Consider the following 13,149-nt stretch of genomic DNA (forward strand, 5'->3'; position numbering starts at 1 on the left):
GCCCCGTGTCCCGGGGCGTTCCGCTCGCGACAGTGGTCCCATGACCGCCACCGGACACGGAGAACCCCCCGCCCGAGCCACTGGCGCCGCCGGGGACCGGCCCACCACTACAGAGGCCGACGCGCACCGCACCACTACGGACAGCGGCGCGCGCCCCACCACCACAGACAGCGCCGCACGCCCGGCCGCGACAGACCCCAACACCCACCCCACCACCACACACACCAACACCCGCCCCATCACCACGAACACCGTCACCCACCCCACCACCAAACCCCCCTCCGCCGCCCGGCGGCGCCGTCGCGGCCGTCTCCGGACCGCCGCCTGGCTGCTCCCGCTCGCCGTCGTGACCGTTCTCGTCACCGCGCGGGCGCTGACCGCCTACGTCCCGCCCGACCTGCACACCAGCCGGGTCCCGCTCCGCGGCGAGCTCCACTACGCCCTGCTGGTGGCGCACATCGCCACCGCCACCGTCGCCGTGCTCACCGGCCTCGCCCAGTCCTGGCCCTGGCTGCGCCGCCGGAGTCCGGCCGCCCACCGCTGGACGGGCCGCGCCTACTTCTTCGCCGGTGCCTTCCCCTCGGCCCTGGTAGGCATCCCCGTCATCGTCCTCACCCCTCTGGGCCTCAGCAACCAGGCGTCCCTGGCGGTGCTCGACGCCCTCTGGCTGCTCACCGGCATCGCCGGCTACCGCGCCGCCCGGCAGCGCCGCTACGCCGACCACCGGGTGTGGATGATCCGCAACTACGCCCTCACGCTCGTGGCCGTCACCTCACGTCTGATCCAGCCGCTGTTCGAGTACCTCGTGGCCGCCCAGCTCACCGACCCCGTCTCCTACGCCGGCGACGCCCTGGCCGCCGGACACGACATCGCCGGCGCCACCGCCTGGACGGCCCTGGTCCTCCAGCTGATCGCGGCCGAATGCCTGCTGCGGCGCCGTGCCGGAAAGGCCGCCCGCCGACGGGCGACGCGCACGGCACCCCCGCACCGGGCCCAGCCTTCCGCCCCCACCCCAGTCACCTCTGACGTCAGTGCATGAAGGCGCCGACGCCCCGCGGCTCGGTCTACAGCGCCGCACGGCCGAACGTCAGCAGGAGGAGGAAGCACACCCAGCCCGCGAGCAGCAGGCCGCCCACGATCACGACGGAGACCAGCGCCTCCCGGGCGCCACCAGCACGAACAACGCGACGAGCATCCACACCAGCGCACAGATCGCTACCGGCAGCTCAAAGCGCCGAAGGCCGAACGCGCCCTTCTTCCGCTCCAGTCCCCGGCGCACCGCCAGGCAGAGCACGCTCGTCGGGCCGTAGATCCGGGGCTCGGCCATTCGGCCGCGGTGGGCTCGCGCACCGTGTCGGACCACGGTGTGGTGGACACGGAAGCGTGCCGCCCGTCCGCGTACGGAGGCGCCGGGCGCTCAGCCGTGGAAGGACAAGGCATGCACATAGCCGGGGCCCTGGCGGGCCGTAGGTGGTACGCCGCGGTCGTCACCGCGGCCGTGACCTGCTCAACGGTCCTGGCCGGGCCGGGCCTCGCCACGGCCGGCGGTCCGCCCTCGCCCACCGGGCCTGTCCCGCGGCTGGCGTGGCACCCCTGCGTCCAGGGCGGCCAGTTCGACTGCGCGACCGCGAGGGTGCCCCTGGACTACCGCAACCCCGGCGGCCGCACCATCGAACTGGCCGTCGTCAAGCGGAAGGCGACCGACCCCCGGCGCCGCCTCGGCACCCTGTTCTTCAACCCCGGCGGACCCGGCGGGCCGGGCACCATCCAGATGCCGCAGTCCTACCCGTTCTTCCCGCGCGAGGTGCGGGAGCGGTTCGACATCGTCAGCTGGGATCCCCGCGGCATCGGCAGCAGCACCGCGGTGAACTGCTTCGCCACCCCCGCGGAGGCCCGCGCGTGGAATGCCAGCAGACCGGCCGGCTTCCCGGTGGGCGCGGCGCAGCGGGCGGCCTGGATCGCCGCGTACCGGGAGCTGGGGCGGCGCTGTCAGCAGCGCGACCCCGAGCTCCTGCGCCATGTGTCGACCGCCGACACCGCGCGCGACCTCGACGGACTCCGCCAGGCGGTGGGCGAACCGCAGCTCAGCTACCTCGGGGTCTCCTACGGCACGTTCCTGGGCGCCACCTACGCCAATCTGTTCCCCGGCAGGGTCCGCGCCATGGTCCTCGACAGCACCATCGACCCGCGGGCCTGGACGAACCACGGCTCGCGCGAGGCCCCCCGGCTCCCGACGTTCCTGCGCATGGGCTCGGACCTCGGCGCGGCCGCGACCCTGGACCAGTTCCTCAGCCACTGCGGCGCCACCACCACGGCCCGCTGCGCCTTCTCCGCCGGCAGCCCGAAGGCGACCCGGGACAAGTTCGACCGGCTGATGCGGCGGCTCCGGGAGCATCCGGTGGGCGCGTGGACCTACGGCCGTACGGTCGGTGACGTGGTGAACAGCCTCTACAACGTCGCCCCCGGATGGAGCTACCTGGCCGCCCGGCTCCAGACCCTCTGGCAGGGCCGCGCCCCGGACCCGACCCCGCCGCCCCCCGCACCGCCGGTCCCGAACCCGAATCCGTACACCGGCGAGGAACAGGCCGCCGCGGTGTTCTGCGGCGAAAGCCCCAATCCGCGTGACCCCGGGGCCTATCACGCCCTGGAGGAGGCATCCGCCCGCCGCGCGGGCGACGCCGGACGCTTCTGGGCCTGGGCGGGGGAGCCGTGTGCCACCTGGCCGGCGGTCGCCGCCAACGGCTACCGCGGCCCGTGGAACAAGCCGACGGCGCACCCCGTCCTGGTGATCGGCACCACCTACGACCCCGCCACTCCCTACTCGGGCGCCCAGGCCCTGGCCAAGGAACTGGCCCATGCCCGCCTGCTCACCCACCACGGCTACGGGCACACCGAACTGAGCAACCCCAGCACCTGCGTCCACGCCTACGAGAGCCGCTACCTCATCGACGGCACACTCCCGCCCCCCGGCGCGGCGTGCCGCCAGGACACCCCGCCCTTCGCCGCCCCCCTACCCCGCGGCGGTGTCGCGACGGGCGGCGGAGCGATGGCCGGCCGGGTCTCCCAGGCCGGCGGCCGCTCGGCGGGCGGGGGCACCCCTTGACGCAACTGACCCGGCAGGCCGCCCGGCTCACTCGGTGCTGACGACCACCGTGCGCATGACCTTGTCCGCGAAGGTCTGGCCCTTCGCGTCCCACGCCGGCCACAGGTAGCCGATGCTGCACGGGGCGCTGTCCAGCGCGTGGCACATCCGGCGCAGCAGGGCCCGGCCGAAGCCGAGCGGCTGACCGTTCTCCTCGCGTATGAGCCGGATCTTCATGGCCTTCTTGCCCGGCGAGGCGCCCTTGCCCTCCTTGACGAGGATGACGATGTTGGCGATGACGGCCCACAGCAGGGCGAGCACCAGCAGGGTGATGATGATCGGGACTCTGACCCTCTCCCTGGCCACGTAGCACTCATGCTCCATGAGGCAGCCCGAATACAACGTCTTCTCCATGACGAGCGCGGCGATGACGGCAATGACCGGCACCAGCCCGGCGACCAGGAAGTCGATCAAAAAGGCACCGAACCGGCTGCCCCAGCTCGCGTACGCCCCGGGCCCGGCGGGCATGACGGGCTGCTGCGGGAAGCCGTGGCCGGGCACGGGCTGCTGCGGGAAGCCGTAGCCCGGCGCTGGCTGCTGCGGGTAGCCATAGCCCGGCGCGGACTGCTGCGGGTACCCGTATGGGGCCGGCTGCTGCGGAGCTCCGTGCGGGGGCGGCGGCGGTTGCTGACCGTAGGGGTTGTTCGGGTCGCCGAAGCTCATCTGTGGTTCTCCTCCGAGGTGTCAGGGAACGACGCGGCGTGACTCGGAGGGAAATCAGGTTTCACCGGCCCGCCCCCGACGATGCCTGCGGCACTGCTGCCCGACGATCCTTCTGGTTCCGGCTCGGCTCTGTCCAATCAAGGCCGGGAGCGGTGGTCACCACAGCTCCCGCAAGGCGGCGTACCGGCCGGCGGCGGGCGCTCCAGGCGGTGATGGACGGTCAGAAACCGAGCGCCCCGGACCACATGCGGTCCGGGGCGCTCGATCACGGGAAGCGCCGCGCTCACCCCTTCACGCAGATGACCTGCTTGAGCTTGGCGACGACCTCGACCAGGTCCCGCTGCTGGTCGATGACCTTCTCGATCGGCTTGTAGGCACCCGGGATCTCATCGACGACACCCGAATCCTTACGGCACTCCACGCCCCGCGTCTGCTCCTCCAGATCCCGGGTGGAGAACCGCTTCTTCGCCTGGTTCCGGCTCATCTTGCGGCCGGCGCCGTGGGAGGCGGAGTTGAAGGACGCGGCGTTCCCCAGGCCCTTGACGATGTAGGAGCCGGTGCCCATCGACCCCGGGATGATCCCGTACTCGCCACTGCCCGCCCGGATCGCACCCTTACGGGTCACCAGCAGGTCCATGCCGTCGTACTGCTCCTCCGCCACATAGTTGTGGTGGCAGGAGATCACCTCGTCGAAGGTCACCTTGGCCTTCTTGAACTCCTTGCGGACGACGTCCTGGAAGAGCGCCATCATCACGTCCCGGTTGTGCCGCGCGTACTCCTGCGCCCAGAACAGGTCGTTGCGGTACGCCGCCATCGGCGGGGTGTCCGCGATGAAGACGGCGAGGTCACGGTCGACCAGGCCCTGGTTGTGCGGCAGCTTCTGCGCCTGGCCCATGTGGAACTCGGCGAGCTCCTTGCCGATGTTGCGGGAGCCGGAGTGCAGCATCAGCCACACCACACCGTCGTCGTCGAGGCAGAACTCGATGAAGTGGTTGCCCGAGCCGAGCGACCCCATCTGCTTCGTGGCCCGCTCCTGACGGAACTTGACCGCTTCGGCGACCCCGTCGAACCGCGCCCAGAAGTCGTCCCACCGGGCCGTCGGGAAGCCGTGGAGCCGCCCCGGGTCGACCGGGTCGTCATGCATCCCCCGGCCCACCGGAATCGCCTGCTCGATCTTCGAGCGCAGCCGGGACAGATCGCCGGGCAGGTCATTGGCGGTGAGCGAGGTCCGTACCGCGCTCATCCCGCAGCCGATGTCGACGCCGACCGCCGCCGGGCAGACCGCGCCGCGCATGGCGATCACCGAGCCGACCGTGGCGCCCTTCCCGTAGTGGACATCCGGCATCACGGCCAGGCCCTTGATCCACGGCAGGGTGGCGACATTGCGCAGCTGCTGCATCGCGACGTCCTCGACCGTGGCCGGGTCCGTCCACATCCGTATCGGTACCTGGGCACCCGGCACCTCGACGTACGACATAACTCCCTCATTCCCCCGAATTTATGAAAAACGCAAAAGCCGGACAAGTTATCCGATCATGGACGGTGAACCGGCGTGCGCGGCAAGACGTGCGGTAGACATTGTGTCCATCGGCCGCTGACCGGCGGCAACCGCATTTCGCAGGGAAAGGAGCCGCGAACGATGCCACGCAAGCCGTTCGTACCCGGTGCCGCACTGGTGGTGGCCGCGGCCCTGGCCGCCGGCCTCACCGCCTGCACCGGCGGCTCCGGCTCCGACGGCGAGGAAGGTGACGCCAAGAGCGGCGGCACCTCCACGTCGAGCCAGGCCGCCGAACCGGGCCGCTATCAGACCCTCCCCGAGGCCTGCGGGCTGCCCGCGCGCAGCAGCCTCCGAGGCATGCTGCCCGGCGACGGCCAGCAGCTGTCGCGCGACGAGGCCAAGAAGATCTACGACGGCCAGCCCGACATCACCTACGACACCGACCGCCGTGTCGGCTGCCACTGGACCCGTGAGACCACCGCGGGCACCCGCCACCTGAGCCTCGACATCCAGCGCGTGGTGTCGTACAACGCCGCCGTCAGCGATGACAGCAAGGCGCAGGGGATCTACGACACCAAGGCGGTGGACGCCAAGATCCCGTCCGGTGGCAATGGTTCGCCCTCCCCCGTCACCCCGAGCCCGTCCGCCACCAAGGACACGAGCAAGGACAAGACCGGGGACAAGGGCAAGGGCACCGGCACCACCACGAACAGCTCGACGGACAAGAAGGAGAAGGCGCCCTCCGGGAGCCCCTCGGGGTCGTCCGCCCCCGCCACGGACCCCAGCGCGGACCCCAGCGCGGGCCTGAGCGACTCCACCGCCCCGCGCGTCCTGGACGACCTCGGGGACGCGGCCTTCCTCAATGACAAATTGGTCACAGCGGACTCGGGTGTGCACCGCGACGTCACTGTGGTCTTTCGCACGTCGAACGTCATCGTGACGCTCACCTACGACCAGTGGTCGACGGACAAGACGATGTTGCCGGAGAGCCAGGAATTGCAGGACAAGGCCCGTTCGCTGGCCGGTGAGCTGTCGGAGAGCCTCAGCGAATAGTCCGGATCGAGCGCATTGCCCGAATCGATAAGTACGGGAAACTGCGCCCGTTTTGGGCGTCGCGCTCATCGACAGGAATCGGTCACCCCCCTCGCCACGCCGCGTACCGTGCCCCTAGGGCAGACACGCCCCAGCCCGTACGCGAGGAAAGGCGGGCCACCGCCACGGTCGCGCGCCATGCCGGCCGGATGACGACGAACAGCGAAGGAACCATGCACCGTTCAGCCAAGCGACTCGCCAGCCTTCTCACCTGCGCAGCAGTACCGATGCTGCTCGTCGCCGGCTGCTCCGGTTCGGACAGCGACAGCTCCGGTGACGCCTCCGCCTCCGCCAAGTCCAGCAGCGCGGCCAAGCCCTCCCCGACCGTCGCGCCGGCGAAGTTCAAGAAGCTGCCGAACCCGTGCGAGTCGTTCTCCAAGGACACCGTCAAGGAGATGCTGCCCAAGGCGAAGGACGCCTCCGGGGAGCGCGGCAACTCCAGGGACAACGCCGCGCACGGCACCTGCTCCTGGAGCAGCTCCGACGAGAACGGCGTCGACGGCACCCAGTTCCGCTGGCTGGACGTCGGCTACCAGCGCTACGACTCCGACCCGGGCATCGGCTCCGGTGAGAAGCGCGCCACGGACTTCTACACCAAGCAGGTCATCGACGTGAAGGACACCAAGGACGCCAAGAAGCTGACGTCCGTGAAGACGTCCGGCACCGGCGACGAGGCGACCGCGATCACCTACGACGTGAAGAAGGAGGGCAATGACTTCAAGAACACCACCGTCATAGCCCGCACCTCCAACATCGTCGTCACGCTCAACTACAACGGTGCCGGCCTGGCGGGCGCGGACACCCCCAAGGGCGCCGACCTGCTGAAGAAGGCCCAGTCCGCCGCCAAGGAAGCGGTCACCGCCGCCGCCAAGGCCAACGGCTGACCCGAGCGACACCGCCCGTGCCCCCGGCCCCGGCCGGGGGCACGGGTGCGTCCATAGCCGCACCATCGAGGTGAAGCGCCCCGGCCCGGCCCCGGCCCGTCTCCGGCCCGAGCCCAATCGTGACCCGGCCCCCTCCGTACCGGCACTCGCCCGCCCGTACTCATGTGCCAGGCTGTCGCTCGCAACAGACCGACTAAGAGGGGTTCTCGGGTGGCCGCGCCACTGAAGCTGACACGCACACACCGGATACTCATCGGGGTGGTCATCGCCGGCGCGGTCGTCATCGCCGGCATCGGCTTCGCCGGCTCCTACGCGGCCGTGCGGGAACTGGCCGTCAAGAAGGGCTTCGGCGACTTCGCCTACTTCTTCCCCATCGGCATCGACGCGGGCATCTGTGTCCTGCTGTCGCTGGATCTGCTGCTGACCTGGATCCGCATGCCCTTCCCGCTGTTGCGCCAGGCAGCGTGGCTGCTGACGGTCGCGACGGTGGCGTTCAACGCCGCCGTGGCGACCGACCCCCTGGGCATGGGCATGCATGCCGTCATCCCGGTGCTGTTCGTCGTCACCGTCGAGGCCGCCCGGCACGCCGTCGGCCGGATCGCCGACATCACGGCGGACAAGCACATGGAGGGTGTGCGCCTCACGCGCTGGCTGCTGTCGCCGGTCCCGACGTTCCTGTTGTGGCGGCGGATGAAGCTGTGGGAACTGCGGTCCTACGACGCGGTGATCAAACTGGAGCAGGAACGGCTGGTGTACCAGGCACGCCTGCGTTCGCGCTTCGGGCGGGCCTGGCGTCGTAAGGCTCCCGTGGAGTCCCTGATGCCACTGCGGCTCGCCCGGTACGGGGTACCGCTGGCGGAGACCGCTCCCGCGGGGCTGGCCGCGGCGGGCATCGAACCGCAGTTGATGCCGGCGCCGCGGCAGTCGGTGACGCCCGCTCTGGAGCCGACGGCCCAGGAGCCGGCCGAGGAGATGCCGAGCCAGTGGTTCGCGGCGCAGCCGCAGGTGACGTATCAGGGTGACTACGACCCGGCGTACGTCCCGGAGCCGGAGCATCAGCTCTCGTACGACGAGCACCAGCAGGCGCCGGCACACGAGCAGCTCCCCGTACCGGCGCCACGCGCGTCGGAGCCCGAGCCACAGGTCCCGGTGCCGACCGGTGCAGGTGGCACCCGTCCGCTCGGCAAGGGCACTCCCGAGGCGGACCCGCAGCCTGCCCAGGCACCGGCCGCTGCCCCGACCGATGAGGACCTGTACCAGGTGTTCCGGCACTCGATAGAGGGCGAAGGCATGCCGACACCCGGCGCGTTCGCGGCGAACCTGCAAGCCCAGTACGGGCTGCGCCTCCAGGCACGGGACCTGCACCGCTACATGGATCAGTTCAGCGACCGCCTCAACGCGGAGATGATGGACGAGCACATCGCGTAACGCGCACACGGGGGACGGAACAACATCCCGTAGGGCCTCCCCTACGCCGCCCCCGCCCCCTCCTGCTGCTGCTTGCGCTTCTTGGCGGTGTCGCCCCATACGGCCAGCGCCGCACCGGCCGCGAAGAGGCCGACGTAGGCGGGGGACGGCAGGTTGAACCAACGGGGCAGCAGTCCCCAGACACCGTCGAAGAAGACCTGTCCGATGAATGCCATCGCGCTCTGGATCATGACGATGAAGCCGATTAACCCTCTCATGGCTCCAGCGTGCAGCGTTCGGCCCCGGGAATCCTCGTCCCCGGGGCCGAACCCGTCTCCTCCCTCAGTCGGAGAGCGCGCCGGGGTGTCTACGACTCCACGGCAGCGGCGCTCCGGCGGGCGTCATCCGCCGAGCAGCTTGCGCACCCGGTCGGCGCCGACGGCCAGCAGCAGGGTGGGCAGCCGCGGCCCGGTGTCCCGGCCGACCAGCAGGTTGTAGAGCAGGGCGAAGAACGCGCGCTGGGCGGTCTTCAGCTCCGGGGTCGGCTTGGCGTCCGGCTCCAGGCCCGCCTGGACCTTCGGCACGCCGTAGACGAGCGTGGTCAGACCGTCCAGCGACCAGTGCTCGTCGAGGCCGTCGAGCAGCAGCCGCAGCGAGCCACGGGCCTGCTCGTCGAGGGTGCCGAGCAGCTCCGCGTCGGGCTCGTCGCGGACGATGGTGCGCTGCTCGGCCGGGACCTGGGTGGCGATCCAGTACTCGGCCTTGGCGAGCCGCGGCCGGGTCTCGTCCAGGGACGTGACCGGGTTGGCCGGGTCCAGTTCGCTCAGGATCCGGAGCGTCTGCTCGTCGTGGCCGGCCGTGATGTCCGCGACCGAGGCGAGGGTGCGGTACGGCAGCGGGCGCGGCGTACGGGGCAGCTCACCGGCGGCGGTGCGGGCCGCGCGGGAGTAGGCGGCGGCGTCGGCCGGCAGCACCGTGCCGTCCGCGACCTTGGCCTCCAGCTTGTCCCACTCGTCGTAGAGCCGCTGGATCTCCTGGTCAAAAGCGATCTTGAAGGACTGGTTGGGCTTGCGGCGCGCGTACAGCCAGCGCAGCAGCGGCGCCTCCATGATCTTCAGCGCATCGCCCGGGGTCGGCACCCCGCCGCGCGACGAGGACATCTTGGCCATGCCGCTGATGCCCACGAAGGCGTACATGGGGCCGATGGGCTGGTCGCCACCGAAGATCTGCCGGACGATCTGGCCGCCGACGACGAAGGACGAGCCCGGCGAGGAGTGGTCGACACCGGACGGCTCGAAGATCACGCCCTCGTAGGCCCACCGCATCGGCCAGTCGACCTTCCAGACCAGCTTGCCGCGGTTGAACTCGCTCAGCCGGACCGTCTCGCCGAAGCCGCACTTGGTGCAGGTGTAGGCGAGCTCGGTGGTCTCGTCGTCGTACGAGGTGACCGTGGTGAGGTCCTTGGCGCACTGTCCGCAGTACGGCTTGTACGGGAAGTAGCCCGCCGAGCCGCCGCTGCCGTCGTCCTCACCGGCCGCGCCGGAGCCCTCGGCGGCCTCCAGCTCGGCCTCGTCCACCGGCTTCTGCGACTTCTTCGCCGGGGCCTTCTTCGTGCGGTACTGGGCCAGGATCGCGTCGATGTCCGCGCGGTGCTTCATCGCGTGCAGGACCTGCTCGCGGTAGACCCCGGAGGTGTACTGCTCGGTCTGGCTGATGCCGTCGTACTCGACGCCCAGCTCGGCGAGCGCCTCGCTCATCGCGGCCTTGAAGTGCTCGGCCCAGTTCGGGTACGCCGAACCGGCCGGAGCCGGCACCGCGGTCAGCGGCTTGCCGATGTGCTCGGCCCAGGACTCGTCGACGCCCGCGACACCGGCCGGGACCTTGCGGTAGCGGTCGTAGTCGTCCCACGAGATGAGGTGGCGGACCTCGTAGCCGCGGCGGCGGACCTCGTCGGCGACCAGGTGCGGGGTCATGACCTCGCGGAGGTTGCCCAGGTGGATCGGGCCGGACGGGCTCAGGCCCGAGGCGCAGACGACTGGTTTGCCGGGGGCGCGGCGCTCCGCCTCGGCAATGACCTCGTCCGCGAACCTGGAGACCCAGTCGGTCTCGGTGCTCTGCTGAGCCACGATCGGCCCTTCCTCTTCCTGAATGATCCTCGTTGCGCCGTCTTGCGCGTTCGACGCACAAAAGCCTGACGGTGCCCATTCTCCCAGACGGAAAATCAGTGGTAGTGCCGTGGGATACTCATTGGCAAACCCTTTCCACTCCAACGGAACGGCACCTCCCCATGGCCTCGGTCACCTCCCTCGCAGCTTCGGTCCACCAGCGCGTCGCGGACGCCCTCTCGGCAGCCCTGCCGGAGGCCGGCTCCGCCGACCCGCTGCTGCGACGTAGCGACCGGGCGGATTTCCAGGCCAACGGCATGCTGGCGCTGGCGAAGAAGCTCAAGGGCAATCCGCGGGAGCTGGCCACCAAGGTCGTCGCGGAGATCGGCGGGAACGACCTCCTCAAGGAGATCGAGGTCTCCGGCCCCGGCTTCCTCAACATCACGATCGCCGACCGGGCGATCACCGAGACGCTGGCCGCGCGCGCCGCCGACGACCGGCTCGGCGTCCCGCTGAAGGAGAATCCCGGCGTCACGGTCATCGACTACGCCCAGCCGAACGTCGCCAAGGAGATGCACGTCGGGCACCTGCGCTCCGCGGTCATCGGCGACGCCCTGCGCCACATCCTGGACTTCACCGGTGAGCAGACGATCGGCCGGCACCACATCGGCGACTGGGGCACCCAGTTCGGCATGCTCATCCAGTACCTGATCGAGAACCCCGGCGAGCTGGCCCCGGCGGCCGACGTCGACGGCGAGCAGGCGATGAGCAACCTCAACCGCGTCTACAAGGCCTCGCGCGCCGTCTTCGACGCCGACGAGCAGTTCAAGGAGCGGGCCCGGAAGCGGGTCGTGGCGCTCCAGTCCGGCGACGCGGAGACCCTCGACCTGTGGCAGCGGTTCGTGGACGAGTCGAAGGTCTACTTCTACTCGGTCTTCGAGAAGCTGGACATGGAGGTCCGCGACGAGGAGATCGTCGGCGAGTCCGCGTACAACGCCATGATGACCGAGACGGCGCGGCTGCTGGAGGAGTCGGGCGTCGCCGTCCGCTCCGAGGGCGCCCTGGTGGTCTTCTTCGACGAGATCCGCGGCAAGGACGACCAGCCGGTGCCGCTGATCGTGCAGAAGGCGGACGGCGGCTTCGGCTACGCGGCCTCCGACCTCTCCGCGATCCGCAACCGCGTCCTCGACCTCAAGGCGACGACGCTGCTGTACGTCGTCGACGTCCGCCAGTCGCTGCACTTCCGGATGGTCTTCGAGACGGCCCGCCGGGCGGGCTGGCTGAGCGACGACATCACCGCGCACAACATGGGCTACGGCACGGTCCTCGGTGCGGACGGCAAGCCGTTCAAGACCCGTGCGGGCGAGACCGTGCGCCTGGAGGACCTGCTCGACGAGGCGGCCGAGCGGGCGACCGCGGTGGTGCGCGAGAAGGGCGCGTCGATCGGCCTGACCGAGCAGGAAATCACCGAGAACGGTGCGCAGGTCGGCATCGGCGCGGTGAAGTACGCGGACCTGTCGACCTCGCCGAGCCGCGACTACAAGTTCGACCTGGACCAGATGGTCTCGCTGAACGGCGACACCTCGGTGTACCTCCAGTACGCCTACGCCCGGATCCGGTCGATCTTCCGCAAGGCCGGCGACGCGGCCCCCGCGGCGCACCCGGAGCTGCCGCTGGCCCCGGCGGAGCGGGCGCTGGGCCTGCACCTCGACCAGTTCGGCGAGACCGTCGCCGAAGCCGCCGCCGGGTACGAACCGCACAAGCTCGCCGCGTACCTCTACAGCCTCGCCTCGCTCTTCACGACCTTCTACGACCAGTGCCCGGTCCTGAAGGCCGAGGGCGGCCCGGACCAGATCGCCAACCGGCTGTTCCTGTGCGAGCTGACCGCCCGCACGCTCCACCAGGGCATGGCCCTGCTCGGCATCCGGACGCCCGAGCGCCTCTGACCGGCGCACGCCGGGCCGGCCGCCCACCGCTTCCTACGACGGCCCCGTACCTCACAGGTGAGGTACGGGGCCGTTCCGGTCTCCAGGGGAGGGACAGCGACACCGGGGCCCTCACGGCCAGCGCTTACGCACCTCGTCCTTGGTCTTCTCGCTCACATCGAGGCCCTGGCCGGCGGTCTTCTCCGCCTTGCCCTCGGCCTCCAGCTTGCGGTTGTGCGTCGCCTTGCCGACGACTTCCTTCATGGCGCCCATGACCTGGGCGCCCTTGGCCTGCATCTTGCGCTTGGCAGTCATGGTGACCCGCTCCTCGGTCCGGTCGCGGTCTTCCCCGACAACCGGTGCGTGCCCGGAACCAGCCGGACAAAACGTCACCGTCACACAGCAAAGCTCCCGCCCCCGGAGCCCGGGGACG

General features: G+C 70.5%; 12 protein-coding genes. 6 read left to right on the forward strand and 6 right to left on the reverse strand.

Annotated features, from left to right (window positions below):
* Positions 1–40: 40 nt before the first annotated feature.
* Positions 41–1,039, forward strand: a complete 999-nt coding sequence (locus tag QT196_RS18265; protein ID WP_290355253.1) for a DUF2306 domain-containing protein — start codon at positions 41–43, stop codon at positions 1,037–1,039.
* Between the two features lie 25 nt (positions 1,040–1,064).
* Here the strand turns inward: QT196_RS18265 and QT196_RS18270 are convergent, their stop codons facing one another.
* Positions 1,065–1,199, reverse strand: a complete 135-nt coding sequence (locus QT196_RS18270; protein WP_266738215.1) for a hypothetical protein — start codon at positions 1,197–1,199, stop codon at positions 1,065–1,067.
* Positions 1,200–1,438: 239 nt separating this feature from the next.
* Between QT196_RS18270 and QT196_RS18275 the strand changes: the two genes are divergently transcribed.
* Positions 1,439–3,103, forward strand: a complete 1,665-nt coding sequence (locus QT196_RS18275) for an alpha/beta hydrolase (RefSeq protein WP_290355254.1) — start codon at positions 1,439–1,441, stop codon at positions 3,101–3,103.
* A 27-nt stretch (positions 3,104–3,130) separates the two neighbouring features.
* On the opposite strand, the gene QT196_RS18280 is transcribed toward QT196_RS18275, so the two are convergent.
* Positions 3,131–3,805 carry an RDD family protein gene (locus QT196_RS18280; RefSeq protein WP_266738211.1) on the reverse strand — a complete coding sequence of 225 codons (675 nt, stop codon included), beginning with the start codon at positions 3,803–3,805 and terminating at the stop codon, positions 3,131–3,133.
* 283 nt (positions 3,806–4,088) lie between these two features.
* Positions 4,089–5,282: an RtcB family protein gene (locus QT196_RS18285; protein WP_168480101.1), complete on the reverse strand. Its 1,194-nt coding sequence runs from the start codon at positions 5,280–5,282 to the stop codon at positions 4,089–4,091.
* 162 nt (positions 5,283–5,444) lie between these two features.
* Between QT196_RS18285 and QT196_RS18290 the strand changes: the two genes are divergently transcribed.
* The 3 genes from QT196_RS18290 to QT196_RS18300 all read left to right on the forward strand — a co-directional run bounded on the left by QT196_RS18290 (position 5,445) and on the right by QT196_RS18300 (position 8,707).
* Positions 5,445–6,356, forward strand: a complete 912-nt coding sequence (locus QT196_RS18290) for a hypothetical protein (RefSeq protein WP_266738209.1) — start codon at positions 5,445–5,447, stop codon at positions 6,354–6,356.
* A 212-nt stretch (positions 6,357–6,568) separates the two neighbouring features.
* Entirely contained in the window at positions 6,569–7,279 is a 711-nt protein-coding gene (locus QT196_RS18295; protein WP_168480105.1) for a DUF3558 family protein, read from the forward strand.
* 210 nt (positions 7,280–7,489) lie between these two features.
* Positions 7,490–8,707 carry a DUF2637 domain-containing protein gene (locus QT196_RS18300; protein WP_168480107.1) on the forward strand — a complete coding sequence of 406 codons (1,218 nt, stop codon included), beginning with the start codon at positions 7,490–7,492 and terminating at the stop codon, positions 8,705–8,707.
* 41 nt (positions 8,708–8,748) lie between these two features.
* Here QT196_RS18300 and QT196_RS18305 read toward each other — a convergent pair whose 3' ends face one another.
* Positions 8,749–8,964 carry a hypothetical protein gene (locus tag QT196_RS18305; RefSeq protein ID WP_266738204.1) on the reverse strand — a complete coding sequence of 72 codons (216 nt, stop codon included), beginning with the start codon at positions 8,962–8,964 and terminating at the stop codon, positions 8,749–8,751.
* A 123-nt stretch (positions 8,965–9,087) separates the two neighbouring features.
* Positions 9,088–10,812, reverse strand: a complete 1,725-nt coding sequence (gene lysS, locus QT196_RS18310; RefSeq protein WP_266738202.1) for a lysine--tRNA ligase — start codon at positions 10,810–10,812, stop codon at positions 9,088–9,090.
* Positions 10,813–10,973: 161 nt separating this feature from the next.
* Between lysS and argS the strand changes: the two genes are divergently transcribed.
* Positions 10,974–12,737: an arginine--tRNA ligase gene (gene argS, locus QT196_RS18315; RefSeq protein WP_290355255.1), complete on the forward strand. Its 1,764-nt coding sequence runs from the start codon at positions 10,974–10,976 to the stop codon at positions 12,735–12,737.
* A gap of 111 nt (positions 12,738–12,848) precedes the next feature.
* On the opposite strand, the gene QT196_RS18320 is transcribed toward argS, so the two are convergent.
* Positions 12,849–13,031, reverse strand: a complete 183-nt coding sequence (locus tag QT196_RS18320; protein ID WP_266738198.1) for a CsbD family protein — start codon at positions 13,029–13,031, stop codon at positions 12,849–12,851.
* Positions 13,032–13,149 lie beyond the last annotated feature (118 nt).

The organism is Streptomyces sp. P9-2B-2, from assembly GCF_030406865.1.
In the GTDB taxonomy this organism is placed as follows: Bacteria; Actinomycetota; Actinomycetes; order Streptomycetales; family Streptomycetaceae; genus Streptomyces; species Streptomyces platensis.